This window comes from Nitrospira sp., from assembly GCA_005116745.1.
GTDB lineage: Bacteria > Nitrospirota > Nitrospiria > Nitrospirales > Nitrospiraceae > Nitrospira_D.
Window position 1 is genome coordinate 1,009,962 of record SWDS01000006.1, and the last position, 17,141, is coordinate 1,027,102.

19 protein-coding genes, 1 rRNA gene and 2 pseudogenes (1 of these 22 only partly in view) are annotated in these 17,141 nt (G+C 54.6%); 9 read left to right on the forward strand and 13 right to left on the reverse strand.

Annotated features, from left to right (window positions below; genetic code table 11):
• Positions 1–547, reverse strand: a 16S ribosomal RNA gene (locus E8D52_10605) (it extends 996 nt beyond the left edge of the window).
• Between the two features lie 307 nt (positions 548–854).
• On the opposite strand from E8D52_10605, the gene E8D52_10610 reads away from it, so the two are divergent.
• From E8D52_10610 to E8D52_10625, 4 genes and pseudogenes are all read left to right on the forward strand, one after another.
• Positions 855–1,892: an oxidoreductase gene (locus E8D52_10610; protein ID TKB69392.1), complete on the forward strand. Its 1,038-nt coding sequence runs from the start codon at positions 855–857 to the stop codon at positions 1,890–1,892.
• A gap of 86 nt (positions 1,893–1,978) precedes the next feature.
• Positions 1,979–2,271, forward strand: a pseudogene (locus E8D52_10615) (BrnT family toxin).
• The gene (locus E8D52_10620) at positions 2,234–2,500 is read left to right on the forward strand and encodes a 3-oxoacyl-ACP synthase (protein ID TKB69393.1); all 267 of its coding nucleotides are present in this window, start codon (positions 2,234–2,236) and stop codon (positions 2,498–2,500) included. Before E8D52_10615 ends, E8D52_10620 begins: the two are co-directional and overlap by 38 nt.
• Before the next feature lie 107 nt (positions 2,501–2,607).
• Positions 2,608–3,135 (forward strand): hypothetical protein, encoded by a 528-nt coding sequence (locus E8D52_10625; protein TKB69394.1) that lies wholly within the window; start codon positions 2,608–2,610, stop codon positions 3,133–3,135.
• A 47-nt stretch (positions 3,136–3,182) separates the two neighbouring features.
• On the opposite strand, the gene E8D52_10630 is transcribed toward E8D52_10625, so the two are convergent.
• From E8D52_10630 to E8D52_10645, 4 genes are all read right to left on the reverse strand, one after another.
• Complete coding sequence (locus E8D52_10630) at positions 3,183–3,425, reverse strand: hypothetical protein (GenBank protein ID TKB69395.1); 243 nt, start codon at positions 3,423–3,425, stop codon at positions 3,183–3,185.
• 392 nt (positions 3,426–3,817) lie between these two features.
• A complete protein-coding gene (lspA, locus tag E8D52_10635; protein ID TKB69396.1) occupies positions 3,818–4,327 on the reverse strand; it encodes a signal peptidase II in 510 nt (169 codons plus the stop codon).
• A gap of 100 nt (positions 4,328–4,427) precedes the next feature.
• Positions 4,428–4,661, reverse strand: a complete 234-nt coding sequence (locus E8D52_10640; GenBank protein TKB69397.1) for a hypothetical protein — start codon at positions 4,659–4,661, stop codon at positions 4,428–4,430.
• 481 nt (positions 4,662–5,142) lie between these two features.
• A complete protein-coding gene (locus E8D52_10645) occupies positions 5,143–5,697 on the reverse strand; it encodes a hypothetical protein (GenBank protein ID TKB69398.1) in 555 nt (184 codons plus the stop codon).
• 168 nt (positions 5,698–5,865) lie between these two features.
• On the opposite strand from E8D52_10645, the gene E8D52_10650 reads away from it, so the two are divergent.
• Genes E8D52_10650 through E8D52_10660 form a run of 3 tightly spaced genes read left to right on the forward strand, consistent with a single transcriptional unit; the run spans position 5,866 to position 7,863 of the window.
• On the forward strand, positions 5,866–6,522 hold the full coding sequence (locus E8D52_10650; GenBank protein ID TKB69399.1) for a DUF2959 domain-containing protein: 657 nt from the start codon (positions 5,866–5,868) through the stop codon (positions 6,520–6,522).
• A gap of 25 nt (positions 6,523–6,547) precedes the next feature.
• A complete protein-coding gene (locus E8D52_10655; GenBank protein ID TKB69400.1) occupies positions 6,548–7,420 on the forward strand; it encodes a flagellar biosynthesis protein FlgM in 873 nt (290 codons plus the stop codon).
• Positions 7,417–7,863 (forward strand): hypothetical protein, encoded by a 447-nt coding sequence (locus E8D52_10660; protein ID TKB69401.1) that lies wholly within the window; start codon positions 7,417–7,419, stop codon positions 7,861–7,863. Before E8D52_10655 ends, E8D52_10660 begins: the two co-directional genes overlap by 4 nt.
• 65 nt (positions 7,864–7,928) lie before the next feature.
• Here E8D52_10660 and E8D52_10665 read toward each other — a convergent pair whose 3' ends face one another.
• From E8D52_10665 to rnhA, 4 genes and pseudogenes are all read right to left on the reverse strand, one after another.
• Positions 7,929–8,291, reverse strand: coding sequence for a hypothetical protein (locus tag E8D52_10665; protein ID TKB69402.1), 363 nt, complete (start codon positions 8,289–8,291; stop codon positions 7,929–7,931).
• Between the two features lie 60 nt (positions 8,292–8,351).
• Entirely contained in the window at positions 8,352–9,230 is an 879-nt protein-coding gene (locus E8D52_10670) for a hypothetical protein (protein ID TKB69403.1), read from the reverse strand.
• Positions 9,231–9,334: 104 nt separating this feature from the next.
• The gene (locus E8D52_10675) at positions 9,335–10,087 is read right to left on the reverse strand and encodes an ATP-binding cassette domain-containing protein (GenBank protein ID TKB69477.1); all 753 of its coding nucleotides are present in this window, start codon (positions 10,085–10,087) and stop codon (positions 9,335–9,337) included.
• An 87-nt stretch (positions 10,088–10,174) separates the two neighbouring features.
• A pseudogene (gene rnhA / locus E8D52_10680) lies at positions 10,175–10,609 on the reverse strand (ribonuclease HI).
• 144 nt (positions 10,610–10,753) lie between these two features.
• Here rnhA and crcB point away from each other — a divergent pair.
• Positions 10,754–11,137, forward strand: a complete 384-nt coding sequence (gene crcB, locus E8D52_10685) for a fluoride efflux transporter CrcB (protein ID TKB69478.1) — start codon at positions 10,754–10,756, stop codon at positions 11,135–11,137.
• A gap of 3 nt (positions 11,138–11,140) precedes the next feature.
• Positions 11,141–11,482: a DUF190 domain-containing protein gene (locus E8D52_10690; protein ID TKB69404.1), complete on the forward strand. Its 342-nt coding sequence runs from the start codon at positions 11,141–11,143 to the stop codon at positions 11,480–11,482.
• Between the two features lie 358 nt (positions 11,483–11,840).
• Here the strand turns inward: E8D52_10690 and E8D52_10695 are convergent, their stop codons facing one another.
• The 4 genes from E8D52_10695 to E8D52_10710 are packed head-to-tail and all read right to left on the reverse strand — an operon-like array spanning position 11,841 to position 17,073.
• Positions 11,841–13,235: a hypothetical protein gene (locus E8D52_10695; protein TKB69405.1), complete on the reverse strand. Its 1,395-nt coding sequence runs from the start codon at positions 13,233–13,235 to the stop codon at positions 11,841–11,843.
• Positions 13,236–13,288: 53 nt separating this feature from the next.
• Positions 13,289–14,452, reverse strand: coding sequence for a chorismate synthase (gene aroC, locus E8D52_10700; protein TKB69406.1), 1,164 nt, complete (start codon positions 14,450–14,452; stop codon positions 13,289–13,291).
• 15 nt (positions 14,453–14,467) lie between these two features.
• Complete coding sequence (aspS, locus tag E8D52_10705; protein TKB69407.1) at positions 14,468–16,231, reverse strand: aspartate--tRNA ligase; 1,764 nt, start codon at positions 16,229–16,231, stop codon at positions 14,468–14,470.
• The gene (locus tag E8D52_10710; GenBank protein ID TKB69408.1) at positions 16,228–17,073 is read right to left on the reverse strand and encodes an rRNA pseudouridine synthase; all 846 of its coding nucleotides are present in this window, start codon (positions 17,071–17,073) and stop codon (positions 16,228–16,230) included. Before E8D52_10710 ends, aspS begins: the two co-directional genes overlap by 4 nt.
• Positions 17,074–17,141: the final 68 nt, after the last annotated feature.

Sequence of the window (17,141 nt, forward strand, 5' to 3'; positions counted from 1 at the left end):
CAACGCTTGCCACCTTCGTATTACCGCGGCTGCTGGCACGAAGTTAGCCGTGGCTGCTTCTGGAGGTACCGTCCGAATGGGTTACCCCATTCCATCTTCCCTCCCGAAAGGGGTTTACAATCCGAAGACCTTCATCCCCCACGCGGCGTCGCTGCGTCAGGCTTTCGCCCATTGCGCAATATTCCTTACTGCTGCCTCCCGTAGGAGTCTGGCCCGTGTCGCAGTGCCAGTGTGGCTGATCGTCCTCTCAGACCAGCTACCCGTCGAAGCCTTGGTGAGCCATTACCTCACCAACAAGCTGATAGGACATGAGCCCATCCATGAGCGCGATACCCACGGTATCGCTTTCCCTCTCGATCCGCAGACCGAGAGTCGTATGCGGTATTAGCTAACCTTTCGGCTAGTTATTCCCCACTCGAGGGTAGGTTACCCATGTATTCCTCACCCGTTCGCCGCTTTACAAACGTATTGCTACGTCTTCTCGCTCGACTTGCATGTATTAGGCGCGCCGCCAGCGTTCGTTCTGAGCCAGGATCAAACTCTCAAAAGGTGTTCTTAGAATTTGGACCAAGGGCCACCACTTCAATACACCTTACACCTTGCTTAACTTCCTCTATTCAGTTTTCAAAGAACAAAACTTCACATTCGTGACTTGGGAGGCGCACTATAAATGTTGCGCACTCTCATGTCAAGGGACCCACTCAAAAAAATCGGGTAGTTTCCCTCAGGCACCGCTCCTCTTGGATGCGGTTTGTAGGCAAGAACTCATCCGCCCTCTGCCCTCGAACGAGTGGGAAGATAACAAGACTCCCCCCTGAGTGTCAAGCAACTTTTTCATGTATAATCGAAAAAATATGAGAAACAACGAATCACCACTGGGCATGAGGCGGCGCACGGTTCTACAAGCCTTCAGTCTCCTTGCAACGGCAGGAATAACCGGAGGCTGCGATGCGATCGGCGGCGTCTTCGGACGCATGTTCGCCGTTCCTCCTCGCGACACGACGTACTTCACCCCAAACTCTAAATTTTATGTAGTGAACTACGCCGATGGAGCCGTCTCCGCATCGCGCGATTTGAACATTGAGCAATGGAAACTGCACATCAAAGGATCTGTCCAAACGCCCATGTCGCTGGGCTGGCGTGACATTTTGAACCGCGATTCCTACGATCAAATTTCAACCTTGATGTGCATCGATACCCTGCCAGGGGGCGACAGTATGGGAACGGCAACCTGGCGCGGCATCTCCCTGAAGAAGCTGCTCCTCGAGTGCGGCGCAGATACTGAGACGGCGCGCGATGTCGTCTTTCGTGGCATCGACGGCTACGACGACAGCATTCCCTTCACCCGCGCCATGCAAGACGACGTGATGATCGCCTTTCTGATGAACGGTGAAAAACTCCCTAAGGAACACGGCTTTCCAATCCGCCTCATCGTCCCCGGCCTGTACGGCATCAAAAATGTGAAGTGGATCGTCGAGATTGAAGTCTATCCGGGTGATTACAAGGGCTACTGGCAACGCAAGGGGTGGACCGACGACGGCACGATTAAAGTATTTTCACGCATTGATTCGCCCGGGCATTACCAAACACTACGTGGACCAGAGCACACGTTTCGAGGCATCGCCTTCGGCGGGCCGAACAGCATCGGCAAGGTCGAGTTGAGCTTCGATGCAGGCCGCACGTGGAACGACTGCCGAATCGAGCCACCCATGTCGCCTTACTCCTGGGTCATCTGGACCTATACCTGGCGCGCACCAAAGCCGGGGAAGTTTCAAACCGTCGTTCGCGCGACGGATACGAAGGGGCAGTTACAGATTGCCGAGATCGTGCGACCCCAACCAGCCGGAGCCAGCGGATATCACACGATCATTTCAGAAGTGGAGCAGATCTAGCCCTCCCTCCCCTTACTCCGACAACATAAACCAAGCTCAACTCCGCCGACCTTGACGTACATACATTCCGTATGTACACTTTCCACGTGCAGTTTGAATGGGACGAAGCCAAACGAGCCAGCAATCTTGCCAAACATGGAATCGACTTTATGGAATCGACTTTGTAGACGCGATGGAGATGTTTGCCACACCTATGTTCGTAAAATCGGACGAGCGCAAAGACTATGGAGAACCTCGTTGGCAAGGATTGGGCATCGTGCAAGGTCGGCTTATGGTAGTCGCGTACACCAAACGAAAGCCGAACACAGTTCGAATCATTTCACTACGAAAGGCAAACCGCCGTGAAAAAGGTTTCTACCAAGACGCGATCAAAGACTAATTGGACACGAGTTGATTCCCTGTCGGATCGCAACATCGATTACTCGGACATTCCGGAATTGGATAAAGACTTTTTCAAGTCTGCAACTCTTGTCCTCCCTGAGCCTAAAACCACTGTGACCATTCGGCTTGATCAGCGTGTTCTTGAGTGGTTCAAGGCCAAAGGGCCTGGCTATCAGACAAGGATCAACGCCCTGCTCCGAGCCTACATGGAAGCGCACAAAAGCTGAAATGAAGGCAATCCAGTGGCCTTCGTGCGTCGGAGAAACCTCAAGCAGAGCGTACTCCACGATACGCGTAAAGATCCCTCTAGCTATTTTCAGGGACGAGTAAAAAGATGGAATTAGAAGAAAACAGCGTACTCACTTTGAGAGAGGTCCTTGATCGGATCCAACGAGAAAATCGCGCAGCCAAGAGAACAAAACGAGAACTAAGTCACGACCTGGCAAATCGCTTCATACATACCTTAAAGCCATGGGTGCATGTTGTTGAGAGGCCTCTCGGGAACGCCAATTACTTTTGCATAGAGATTGACTCAATCACACTGGCGGTGACTTCCTTTTGCTCTCATGAAGAATGGTGGGAGAAACCTAGCAAAGGATTCCGAGAACTGGTCGCCAGAAAGCACTGTAAGTGGGGTGTTGTACTCTTCAATCTTCCTAAGAACGAAGGCTTATGGATCGAGGGATCGGCTTTTGATGAGAAAGTCCTTAAGGGCCGAGAGAAAGTAAATTCTTCCGTCGTTCGTGAAGCAAGAAGAAATCATGTGGGACACGTGTTTTCTGAGAGCAAAGAGTTCATTGAGATCATAAGGCATCCACCTAAAACACCCGGAAAGCCTTACTTAGTCCCCAAGAGAGCCTAAAACACAACCTTCGGAACCGATTCTACTCCGGTGAGCCCAGGTTTGTTTTATCGAAAGAACGAGTCGCGAGCGATCTGGTCTTTGCGGATCTCGTATTCTTTCTGGTCGATCTTCCCGGCCTTCAAGTCCTCCTCCACCCGATCCTTTTGGCGCTTCAGATGGTACTCATAGCTACCGCCCGCCGCCCCGGCACCAAGGACTCCACCCAAAATGCCGCTTCCAACTGGCGAGCAACCGGTCAAACCCGTCAACAGCACCAGACCTGCGATAACTACACCGAGGTTCTTCATATCTGCCTCCTTAACATGAACTCACGGACTGAGTAAAACGGTCATCACGTACACATGATCTGTTCCAGCAGGCTGCGGAAAAACTCATTCTGTCCCCTGTAGTCGTCACGAATACTGAGGATTGAAACGACACTGAACAACCATGCAGGGTGCGCAAAAATCCCGTCCAGCAAGGCCGCAGAGAGCGAAGAGGCGATATCGTACTCTGTGCCGTACGTTGAGCCTCTGAGCGAGGCGAGAACGCCGCTGGCGGGTTTTTCCCGCATCCTGCTAGGTAAACTGCCCCACCATGGTTAGGCACCTTGTTGTCGAACGAGCGCACCATGGCAACATCCGAAATGGATCTCTCACCCACCGCGGCTGAAAGATTCGTGTGAATTCGGAAACCAGACTCAGCGCTGGGGCTCAGATCGAAGTGCCGGCTGATGGGGCCAAACCGCCTGGAAGATCAGCAGCACAACACCGATTGTAATGCAGACATCGGCCACATTGAAGATGCCGGTGCGGAGGCTGCCGATGCCAAGATTCATGAAGTCGATCACGCGGCCATCATTCATGATACGATCCAAGAAATTGCCCAGCCCGCCGCTCAGCACGAGACTCCAGGCAATGGCGGTGGACAGCGGTATCGGTTGAGCAAAGAGAACCATCGCCAAGGCGACGAGGCACAAGGCAGGGAATACCTGGAAGAGAAAAACGCGTAACCCCTCGGAGAGATCTCCGCCGAGACTCAGGAACGCCCCGGTGTTCTCTGCATATTGGAGGCGAACCGTATCATGGAACCATGATTGTGGCGGCTGGAGGGCCAAGTATTGGTGGGCTACATCTTTCGTGAGTTGATCACAACCTACACAAAAGATCAGCAGCAGAAGAACCAACAGGCTTCGCTTGAATCGAGGCATAATTCATCCGTCTACACCGCTTTAGGATTCCCGAAGTAGGCTTCTCTGTTTCCCCTCCCTAGTCTTCACACAACTGTGGGCTCTCAATCGAGAACCGCCGTCAGGACGATTGGTCTTTGCGCGGCCGGCCGACAGCGAGCTTTCCCCTTCGCTTTTTGAATCGCTTCCCCTTCTCCAGCTTCGTGAGCGCGGATTGGATCGCCGATTCGACGACACCGGTCAGCGTCAGCTTAGGGCTCCAATACACCACGGTTCGCAACCGCTCAACCATATCGGCAGAGAGAGACAACGTGACCCTCTCCTTCCGTTTTGGAGTCTGCTGTGTCTGTTTCATCTTATCATTCTCCTTCTCCTCGTGACAGCCTTGGCAATTCTCACATATACTTGCATATCATGCTCCATTCGGCACACGCAAGTAAGTAACGCCGTATCTCCCTGGCTTAACAGACTGCAAAAACATTTATACCTCCCTATAGCCGTCACGAATATCAAGGGCTGAGGCGACACTGAATAGCCATGCAGGATTCGCAAAAAGGCCGTCCAGCAAGGCCGCAGCGAGCAAAGAGGCGAATCGTACTCTGGGCCGTACGTTGAGCCTCTGAGTGATTCAAGAACGCTACTGGCGGTCTTTTTCCACATCCTGCTACACATGCCAAAACCATGAGACCAGGCTCACAGAAAGTTGGTCGATACGGGCTACGTCTCTACGAGAACATGTACAGGAGTGTCAAAAATAGTCTCTGGGGAAAAACAGGTCTGGTCGATAGCTGGCCTTCGTATTTCACGTCCACGGACACGGCATGTCTCTCGGCGAATTAGAATCCGATCCCGAATCCTCCACCCCCACCAACGCCCATTCCTGTTCCCCCACCGACTCCAATTGAGAATCGGGGCCGCGGTCGAGCATCGTCGTCCGATCGCGATGGCCATAGATGCAGATGTTTCACGATCAACACCGGGTATCGATATTCGACATCGTCGAGGTGTTCGACCTTTGATTTAGACAGTTCTCCGACAATCGTCATCTTTGTCCCCTCAACAATCGTCGCGGGATCGAGAAACTCCTGCTGGATCGCGAGAAATCGCCCCTGCGATTGCTGGCGGTCGAGAATTGGTCGCTCCCCTCGGTCGAGCGGTAACTGCAGCAGCTCGATCTGCGTTCCTTCCTTAAGTCGTTTCGCCTTCAGCACCTCGCCACCGAACACCACGATCTTGCCCTGGTATGCATCAGGGGTGGCGACCACTTCACGAAACAGCACCGCTCGCTCGACCAGAGGCTCCAGCGCCTCTGGAATCACTCGCTGCGAGGAGCAGGCCGCGATCAGCCCGATCGCCATCACTCCCCACGACATGCAAGACGTCAGACGCATGTCCACACTATAGCGTGATAGTGGGGCTGTTTCTACACGTCCCTCTTCGTGAGCACGGTGACTTAGGGTCTTTCACCCTGTGCGTTCTTCAGTTATGATACAAATTCCCAAGGTGACTGGTCAGAGTCACCAGCTCAGCGAGGCCACATCCCAGTAGAAGAGGTCATCATGTTGAAGATAGTTCTTGCCGTCATGCTCCTCGTTATGCCGTTTGGCCTTTCTGCTTGCGACAAGGCCTATATGGCCACCATGGAAAAGATGGGCTATGCCAAACGCGATATTCTGAGCAGCCGGGTCAAGTCCGCGCGAGACGCACAGGAAGACGCAAAAAAAGAAATTCAGACCACGCTGGAGCAATTCGGGCAGGTGGTTTCCTATGACGGCGGCGATTTAGAAGCCAATTATAAAAAACTGAACGGCGAGCTCGAGAACAGCGAAGACGGTGCGAAAACCGTTCGGAAAAAGATCGCCGATGTTGAAAGCGTCGCCGATGCGCTCTTTTCCGAGTGGGAAACGGAACTCGGGCAATATTCCAACGCCGATCTGCGGCGGAAGAGCCAAGCCAAACTCACCCAAACCAAGAGCCGCTACAAAGACATGTTGGGGGCGATGAAACGGGCCGAGCAACGGATTGAGCCGGTCCTCAAACCGCTACGGGATCAGGTGCTCTACCTGAAACACAACCTGAACGCGCGTGCGCTCGCCGCCATCAAAGGCGAACTCGTGAAAGTCGACGCGCAGGTCGATCAATTGGTCAAAGACATGAACCGTTCTATCGCCGAAGCAGACAAGTTTATTCAGTCCATGGAGAAGGAATCAGACTGATTGTCGTGTTTGAGGGAGAGTCCCGATGCGTATTGAAGGTCAACGCGAAAGTGAGAATATCGAAGATCGCCGGGGTATGAGTCCTTCACGCCTGGGAGGAAAGGGCGGTTTGGGAATCGGGACGATCGTGCTGGCACTGGCCATCAGCTATTTTACTGGCACAAATCCTCTCACCATTCTCAACCTCCTGACCGGCGTACAAGGTGTGACTGAGACATTCACTCCATCGACCCCTTCGGAGTCAGGCACGGTCGGGGCTCCCGGTGACCAGCTTGGCAAGTTCGCGTCGGTCGTCCTGGCAGACACCGAAACAACTTGGCGCACGCTCCTCGGTCCACGCTATGAAGACCCCCGCATGGTCCTCTTCAGCGGCGCGGTGCAATCGGCTTGTGGCACCACGTCGGCAGCCGTCGGCCCGTTCTATTGCCCCGGCGATCACCGGGTGTATTTGGACCTGGCCTTCTTCGACGAAATGGCGAATCGCCTCGGCGCAGCTGGTGATTTTGCGCAAGCCTATGTCATCGCCCACGAGGTTGGCCATCATGTCCAGAATCTGCTCGGCACCGCGGAAAAAGTCCACCGCCTCCAGCGACAAACGTCAGAGGTCGAAGGAAATGCCTTGTCAGTTCGGATGGAACTCCAGGCCGACTGTTACGCCGGTGTCTGGGGCCATCATGCCAAGCGCGAACGAAACTTGATCGAACCGGGCGATTTTGAAGAAGGGCTCCGTGCGGCGGCAGCGATTGGGGACGATCGGTTACAAAAGATGTCGCGTGGCCAGGTCCAGCCGGAAAGCTGGACCCACGGTTCATCTGAACAACGGATGACCTGGCTCAAGCGTGGGCTCGAGTCCGGCGACCCCTCAGCCTGCAACACCTTCGACACGAAACGGTTATGAGTAATCCAGCACCCACACCTCAGAGCAGCTTCCTTGCGAAAACACTCGCACCAATACTCTCCGACCCTCCCTGGGCCGCCAAATCGTTTCTCGCCGCCAGTGCAACAACCGCCGCCGGAATCGGCGCCTGGCTCACCGACCTGATGTCACCGGTCCTCGCCAATGGGGGAGCTAGCTTCCTGGGAGGGTTCTTACTCGGATGGGCAGTCCGAAAGACCGTCAAGCTCGCCCTGTTGGTGGCTGCCTCATTGGCGGCACTCATCGCCATCCTCAAAACCACCGGCTGGATTCACTTAGATTGGACTCTGATTCAAGCAGATGTGAATCATATCCTTGACTGGGGTCGAGGCAAAGCCCAGGGGTTCAAAGACGTGCTGACCGGCTATCTCCCCTCAGCCGGCGCCGCCGGCGCCGGAACATTTTTTGGATTTCGGAAGAAGTAACAGTATCCCCGATACTCGGCTCAACTCAATTTCTCAAAATCTGCGACATACAGCCGAACACACATTCATCGCTTTGTGACCAATCTCACATCCAGAGTCCCCAGAAAGTGTCCCTCGACTGTCACTTGATCGCCGTCTTTGAGCATAACCGGCCCCATCTGGCAAAGCGCCGCGTAGCTGGCCTCGATCATCCCGCTGCCATCATCAACCAAGAAATTCTGGATGCACTTCTCCAGTTTGGTCCTTTCTCCGATAAAGTGATGCATCTGATACCCACTGACCATCCCTGTGACTTGGACGACCTTCATCTTGTACGCTTCGGGGTAAGCCTGCAGAGAACTAATCGTGACCGGATCCGCAGCCTGTGCGACAGGCACCAGGCACAGTAGGCTGATCAGCGCTAATTCTAATCGTAGGGTTCTGTTCATCACCATGCCTCCTCTTCATAACGCACGCCGTTGGTGTTGAGCATTCTGAAATCTTTTGGTCTACGGAACCTGGCGCAAGGCTTGTCCGGTTGCCGCGCTGTACGCCTCCGCGAGTGTATGCACTTGAATCAACTGAATGGATCGCTCGGCGCCGGTGAAATTGAGATGGCTATTGTCCAGCCCATCGGGCACGATCATCGTGGTCTTTCTGAGGTCCCGGCAAGCATTCATCTTGTCCACGAGTCGCCCGACCGGGTGGATCTCAGCATCCGGTTCAATCGTTCCTGACATACAGACCTCTTGGCGAATAGGATCACCGAGCAATGCCGAGGCGATGCCTACAGCAAACATGCCTCCCGCACTGGGCCCATTTAATCGAGATGGAACCAGAATGCGCACCGTCAGATATCGAGGGTCATATCCCACTGCCCTCGATGCAACGACAACAGCTGTATGAAAGGAGTGGGCGGAGGCCGGCAACAAGTTCGAATCGCCAAGAATCTCAGGTCCCTTTCCGTCAGCCTTATACCCGACTATGAGTTGCGCCACGAACCCGGTCCATGAGCCGGTAATGGAGCCAACCGTATTTTGCCCCACGCTCAAGAGCGGTAACGACAGAGACACGTCTGAAAACGGCGACAGCTTCCTACTCTGTTGTTGCGGAGGAACGTCGGAGGAGATGCTATTCGCAGAAAGGTGACCCCCTGGAGAAGATTTCGGCGCTGGGAAAATCATCACCGGCGAATACATCTTCGCCTCGCCGAGTTGCCGACAGCCTGGATATTCACGGTCCGTGTACAGATCAGCTTGCCCTGGCCGAGGGCAAACCCAGGTGTCGGCCCACACTACATCTAGAGAGGGGTCGTTCACGCCGAAGGCCAGAAAGAGTAATGCAGCCAGCCGCTGCACGTGTTGACGATTTAATGGATCCTCAGCCACGTATACCTTTGCCTTGAGCAACTACCGCAGCTGAAGCCTATCGCTCAAAACAAGGTTCGTCAAAAGAAGCGGGGAATATGGAAGGATCGAGAAACGGACTGATATCAACCCGGCAAGGCTTGATACCAGCCGTTGGCATGGACGAGGGTGATCTGACTGTCGAAGAGCCGGCTGACCTGTTCGTTGGTGAGGAGTATTCGCTTCGGCCTGTCGTCGAGAATCTTCCCCTCTTTCAGGAAGATCACGCGATCGATCTCCGGTGGAATTTCATGCAGATGGTGCGTCACCAGCAGCACGGTCTTTCCTTTGGCAATCTGCACACGCAAGAGATCGAGGTATTGGAAACAGGCTTTGAGATCAAGTCCACTCGTCGGTTCATCCAGCACCAACACTGGCGGGTCATGCACAAGAGCTCGGCCCAACAGAAACCGCCGCTGCTCGCCGGTGGAGAGATGGCCAAAACGCCGACCAGCTAAAGGTGCAATACCTAACTCCTGCATCACCTCATACGCTCTGGTCAGCTGCGTCTTCGTGAATTCTTGATATGCGTAGGTGTCGTTGCTCGCATAGAAACCGGAAAGGATCACGTTCAATCCTTCAGCACAGATCAGATACTCTCGCTGCAGATCATGCGAGACAATGCCGATCTGTTTCCGCACATCCCAGACATTCCATCGCTCCTCACCAAAAAGAGCCCACCGCGTGTCATCATTCGGCATGGCATGGACTTCACCTGATAACAACTTCAGCAGCGTGGACTTCCCTGCCCCGTTCGGGCCAAGGATTGCCGCATGCTCTCCCTCACGCAGAACAAAGGAGAAATCCGAGAAGACACAGGTCTCGCCTCGATACACCATGGCATGCTCAATTTCGACAATCGCCTTCGTGTTGGCTGAAGGACAAGGGGGTTGAGCTGGGATCTCGGCTGGAGGCTTACCAGGTTTCCCACCTCGCCGTGCCTGCTCAAGACCAGTTCGAGCCAAGGCATCCGCCCGTTCATTCTCGGGATGCCCGTTGTGTCCCCTGACCCAACGCCATTCCACTGTATGCGTGGCAGCCAGCGCATCGAGCCGCCGCCACAAGTCCTCATTCTTGACCGGTTCCTTACTGGCAGTTTTCCAACCTCGCCGCTTCCAACTGTGGATCCATTCGCTGATGCCCTTTTGGACGTACTGCGAATCGGTATAGACCCGCGCCTGTACCGGTTGAGGGAACGACTGTAACGCCTCAATGACCGCAAGCAACTCCATCCGGTTGTTCGTCGTCCCCGGCTCACCGCCACAAAGTTCCGTCTCAGTCTCACCATGTCGCAGCAAGGCCCCCCAGCCCCCAGGCCCAGGGTTCCCGCTGCAGGCACCGTCTGTGTAGATGTCGATCATTCTCTGCGTCCTCTGCTGAACGGTTTTGCGTCGGGATTGTACTATGTCCCTTTTACCAGAACCATAGCGAATCCCGTGACTCAATCAACGCACTAGAGTATAGTGGCACGTCACACACGTTCACATTTTTCAGAGAGTCACATACTGCGCACCATTTTTCTCATCGGCACAGGCGGGTTCGTCGGATCGATCCTTCGCTATCTCTTGAGCGGCTATGCGCAACAACTGAGCAAGAGTATCCAATTTCCCTTTGGCACTCTGGCCGTCAATGTGGTGGGTTGTGCGCTGGTCGGCTTCCTTGCTGAGCTCGCCGATCAGCGAGGCGTCATTTCCGGGGAAGCCCGGGCGTTTCTAATCGTAGGCCTACTGGGAGGATTTACCACATTCTCGGCGTTCGGCAACGAAACGATGAACCTGCTGCGTGACGGAGAACTGTGGCTCGCCGGAGGAAATATCGTCGGCCATCTACTCCTGAGCCTCGTTGCCGTATGGCTCGGCTACTCCACTGCCTATCTACTTTGGAAATGATCGATGCGCATAGACCACGGATGTCTACTGAGAATCTACGTCGGGGAAAGCGATAAACACGCCGGGCGGCCTCTCTATGAATGGATCGTCGCACAGGCTCACACGCAACAACTCGCCGGAGCCACCGTCTACCGTGGGCTCATGGGCTTCGGACCCCACACCCGCGTGATTCACACCTTCAAGATCGAACGATTGGCTGAAGATCTTCCTATTACCATCGAGATTGTCGACTCGCGCACCAAGGTCGAAGAGTTTCTCAACTTCATCGAACAGCAGATCTCGTCTAACCTCTTAGCCAACATGCAAACAATCGAAATCCGCTCCATTCAAGGCCAATCCAAGTAGCAGAGCCCAAACCTGCCTTTCTTTTGCGAAAACTTCGACCTCGGACGACCTTCTCTGCCAGTTGCATAAACTACTGCATGCGGCTGTTCGCCATCTTCAACGCTCAGCTCTCCGCCACAGTTTCATTTCAGCATTACGGATCTACGGCAAGACTCCCAGCTCCCAGGGCCAGGACTCTGGCTACAGGAGCCATCCATATAGATCTCGATTATTCGTTAACTCTTCATGAGGGTATGTCTCACTTTGCAATCACACCACTGGTATGATCATTCGCCGGCGATGTTGTGCTCTGACAACTTGCATGAAATAGACTGCCCATGGAAAGCGAGACAGGTACTAGGAAAGGTCCTGGCACATCTCATTCGATCTGCGACGGATCGGGATTTGAGAATACGAGGTTGTCCCAATAATTGGCTTGGCGAATTTCGGTTCCACCTTCCTTCATCGAGAGTGCCTTGCGAAGGCCTAGCCGTACAAGCTCTTCAATGGTGTCAATGAAGGTCAGTAAGTTGGCAGACTGATTGTCTGGGAGACGAGTTTCGTCCGGCGATCCGCCATGCACAATCGCACTTCTGGCATCATATGCTTGGCGCATTATGCGGAAGACTTCTTGCTCGCCGTAACTCGGATGCTGGATAAACTTTGCAGCCCGCAACGCGAAACGGAACCGGAGCTCTCCGCGGTCTTTCAGCCCTAGATCCCCAAGAAATAACGCTTCTGCTGCGATAACCATGTCAACTATCCGGTCGACGAGAAGTGCACGATCGAAGGCGAGATTGAAGCGGTGGATACTAAAGCCAAATCGCGCAGCTCCTTCCTCTAACAGACGCCACAGTGCGAGAAAGCGAGGGACTTCACCTTCTGATAACTCAAGTTTTCCACCGTATGGCCACTGTCCGATTATTTGAAATGAGGTCCCAGCGCTTAACCATGGGAAGTCGGACCAAGTTGCGAGACCTGCAGCGCGAATCTGAGTGTGTTTAAAGAGGCGGAGCGCTGAAAGAACATCATCGATTACGAGATCCTCTCGATAAAGAGGACGATTGCCAAAGCTGCCCTCATCCTTAGCATCTATCGGCTCGAGTGGTTCATCACCTCGCTTCATAAGTTTCGGAAGAACCATCGTCCTCCGAATTCCAACGGCGATCTCTCCATAGATGAGCGGAAATCTTGGCGAAATAGGCCGAATCACGCCAGCCTGACAACAGCGAGTGACCTCTTCATCTGTCAGGCGATCCAGCACTACCTCGTTGTTCAGCCGAAGCGGAAGTGTCGAGACGACTAGGTAAGGAAGGGGTGCGACTGTTTTGGAAACAATCTGGTCCGCACGAAAAGAACTGATCAATTCCTGCCATTTAATGTGGAATTTCTCGTCCGCAAATACAAGGTGTTTTTCGTCGTCTACCATCGCGTATATTAGGGACTTCAGAATGTCGTTTGCCTCCAAGCGGGAGGTCGATATGCTGGTCCCTACCAGGCGATCGAGATGTGGTCCAATAATCGCATCTGCTTTCAGACACTCGACACAGGCTTCGTGGTCTGGCCGCAAGTTGAGCCACTCATCACTCAGCATTGGCCACAACCTCCGGATACGCTTTTTCCGTTCACGGAAGTGACCATCGGTCCCACGTTCCCATAAGGTTTCATTCTCAAACTCTGGAGCTGAGTCCTTCAGTATCTCGGCAAGATGCGATATCGCATTCCGTACGAAGTCATTAACGGCTTGTTCAGTCTGATCGCTGATCGAAGACATATGTGCGCCACTCATTGATAACGTGGTCAGGCAGTAGTTCTCTCGCACCAAGCTTACGCTTCGGCGGGGTCAGGATTGATCTTCGAGGCAGGTTGCATTTTACCCCGTGAGATCGCCTGTTTTATCGAACCAGCAATCTTCGGAGTCTTGGTCGTCACGTCCGCATTCTGGGCGCGATGCAAGAGCGCATGGTCCATCAGCACCAGCGCCATCATGGCTTCGGCGATAGGTGTCGCGCGGATGCCGACACAGGGATCATGGCGGCCGTTGGTTTCGACCGTGACCGGATTGCCCTGCTTGTCGATCGACTTGCGTGGAATGCGGATGCTGGAGGTCGGCTTGATGCCGATGGTGACGACGATATCCTGTCCGGTAGAGATGCCGCCGAGAATGCCGCCGGCATGGTTGGAGAGAAAACCCTCTGGCGTCATTTCATCGCCATGTTCTGACCCGCGCTGAGTCACTGACGCGAAGCCTGCCCCGATCTCAACCGCCTTCACCGCATTGATGCTCATCATCGCTGCGGCCAGATCCGAATCCAACTTGGCATAGACTGGCGCACCCCACCCGACCGGCACCTGCTCGGCAATCGTCGTGATTTTGGCGCCAACCGAATCACCGGCCTTGCGCAGCTCATCCATGAATGATTCGAGCTTGGGCACCATATCCGGGTCGGCGGAGAAAAACGGATTCTGACTGACCGCCGCCCAATCCTTGAATGGCAACTCGTGAGGCCCCAGCTGGCTCAGATAGCCTCGAATGACGATGCCGTATCTCTCCGACAACCATTTTCTAGCTATCGCGGCCGCTGCCACGCGCACCGCTGTCTCGCGGGCCGAGGCTCGTCCTCCACCCCGATGGTCACGAATTCCATATTTCTGCCAATAGGTGTAGTCGGCGTGGCCTGGACGGAACGTATCGACGAGGTTGCCGTAATCTCGGCTGCGCTGGTCTTCGTTACGAATCAGCAGCGCGATCGGCGTACCGGTCGTCTGTCCCTCAAACACTCCTGAGAGAATTTCAACGGTATCCGACTCCTGCCGCTGTGTCACATGACGAGAGGTCCCAGGCTTTCGCCGGTCGAGGTCCTGCTGGATATCTTCTGCCGAGAGTGCGAGTCCAGGTGGGCATCCATCGACGACACACCCGATGGCGGGCCCATGGCTCTCGCCGAACGAGGTGACGGTAAAGATTCTGCCGAATGTATTACCGGCCATATGGAGGCACGCTCCCTACTCGACCAGATCCAGCTTGATGCGCAATTCCTTGAGTTGATCAGCTGCGACAGCCGATGGTGCATCGGTCAATGGGCATTGCGCCCGTTGCGTCTTGGGGAACGCGATGACGTCACGGATTGAATCGGCGTGGCCCAACAGCATCACCAAGCGATCCAACCCAAACGCGATCCCACCATGCGGCGGAGCACCATACTCCAGTGCCTCGAGCAAAAATCCAAACTTACTCGCTGCATCTTCCTTGCCGATCCCAAGGAGATCGAACACTTTGCTCTGCACATTGCTGCGGTGAATACGAATACTGCCACCGCCAATTTCACTGCCATTCAGCACCATATCGTATGCCTTGGCCCGTACTTTCAGGGGTTCGGACTCCAACAACGGTAGATCCTCATCGAGTGGCGCCGTGAACGGATGGTGCATGGCCACGTACCGCTTCTGTTCTTGATCGTAGTCCAACATCGGGAAATCCATCACCCACAGGGGTCGCCATGCGGAGGTGTCGATCAGCTTCAACTCCTCACCCAAGAGAAGCCTGATCCGCCCCATCACGTCGTGAACGACCGCTGGTTTATCGGCGCCGAACAGGACCAGGTCACCAGGCTTCGCCTCCGGCAGAGCCGCCGCAAACGCGTTGGCATTCAGAAATTTAGCAATGACGGATTCGAGCTGCCCTTCCGCCGTGAGCTTGAGCCACGCCAGGCCTTTCGCACCGAAACTCTTCGCCATTTCCCCCAACGCGTCGATTCGTGTCCGCGACAGCGACGCTCCGCCCTTTACGATCAAGGCTTTGACGATGCCGCCCTTGGTCGCCGCATCCTTAAAGACCTTAAAATCGCTCGCGGCACCGAATGCCGTCATGTCATAGAGCGGCATGTCGAACCGGAGGTCCGGCTTGTCTGAGCCGTAACGACCAATGGCTTCCGCATAGGTCATCCGAGGAAAGGGTGTCGGCAACTGCACGCTGCCGGCCTTATCAAAGACCGTGACAATCATGCGCTCCATGAGGCTCATGACTTGTTCTCGATCCACGAACGACAGTTCCATGTCGATCTGGGTAAACTCCGGCTGCCGATCATTGCGGAGATCTTCGTCTCGGAAGCAGCGCGCGATCTGATAGTACCGATCGACACCGCTCACCATCAGCACCTGCTTGAAAAGTTGCGGCGACTGCGGCAGCGCAAAAAACTGTCCGGCATTGACGCGGCTCGGCACCAAATAATCCCGAGCACCTTCCGGCGTACTCTTTGTCAGAATCGGCGTCTCTACCTCCAAGAACCCTTCCGCGTTTACGAACTCTCTGGTGGCCTGCAGAATGCCATGACGCAGGCTCAAGAGCTGCTGCATCCGAGGCCGACGAAGGTCCAGGAACCGATACTTCAACCGAATCGCTTCCGTGACTTCCGCATCGTCTTCGATCACAAATGGCGGGGTCTTGGCCTCATTGAGAATCTCCACCGCATCGACAAAGATTTCCACTTCGCCAGTCGAGAGGTCTGGATTCTTTGACTCATCCGGACGCGCCATGACCTGTCCCGTGACCGATACCACACACTCGCTGCGGAGTGCATGGGCGGCCTGGTGAACCGCGAGATTTCGTTCTGCGTTGAAAACAACCTGTGTGATGCCAGTCCGGTCACGAAGGTCAATAAAGATCACCACGCCATGATCACGCCGTCGCTGAACCCAGCCGTTCAGCACAACGGTCTGCCCGACATGTTGCTTCTTCAACTCGCCGCAGCGATGTGTGCGGATGTTCATACCATTCTCGCTTTCTTGCCAACATACTTCTTGGTCTTGAGCGGTCTCGCCCAGCCCTCGCGCCTAACCAGCCGCTTGGGACCAACTTTCGGCTCTTCTCCTTTTTCGACCGAGGTTACGCGTTCCTCGACCAATTCACGCAAGGCATTGGCTTCTCGATCAGTGAGGAACCGAAATTCACCGGGCTCCAGTTTGCCAAGCGCCAGTGGCCCCATCCTGACCCGCATCAGCTTGATCACCAGATGCCCCACGAATTCCAACATGCGTTTCACTTGATGCTTACGGCCTTCCCGAATCGTGATCTCCAGCCAAGAGTTCGCCTCGGCTCTTTTTATCTTTTTGACCATCGCCGGACTCGTCATGCCATCCTCGAGTTTGACTCCGCGCTGGAGTTGGACGATCTCGGCATCTGTCAGCACACCTTTGACCTTAATGAGATACGTCTTGGGCACGTGATAGCGCGGATGAAGGAGGGCCTGCGCCAACTCACCATTGTTGGTAAGCAGCATCAGCCCTTCACTATCAAAGTCCAAGCGGCCAACCGGAAACACTCGCACGGACACGCCATGAAGAAAGTCCTTCACGGTGTCTCTCCCACCGGGGTCGTCCAATGTCGACATGACGTTCTTGGGTTTGTTTAGCATCAAATACACAAACGGCTGTGCCGAGGTCAGGTGCTTCCCGTCCACTTTCACGTGATCACGTTCAGGATCGACCTTTGTCCCGAGTTCCGTGACCACCTTGCCGTTCACCGATACTCGGCCGGACGCAATCAGCATCTCAGCCTTTCGGCGGGACGAAAGCCCCGTACTCGCGATGAGCTTTTGGAGACGAATGTCCATGAATTTTCCAGTCACGTATATTGTGTCATTCGCATGAGCACACCGGTCGGCGCGTCACGCTTCACGAA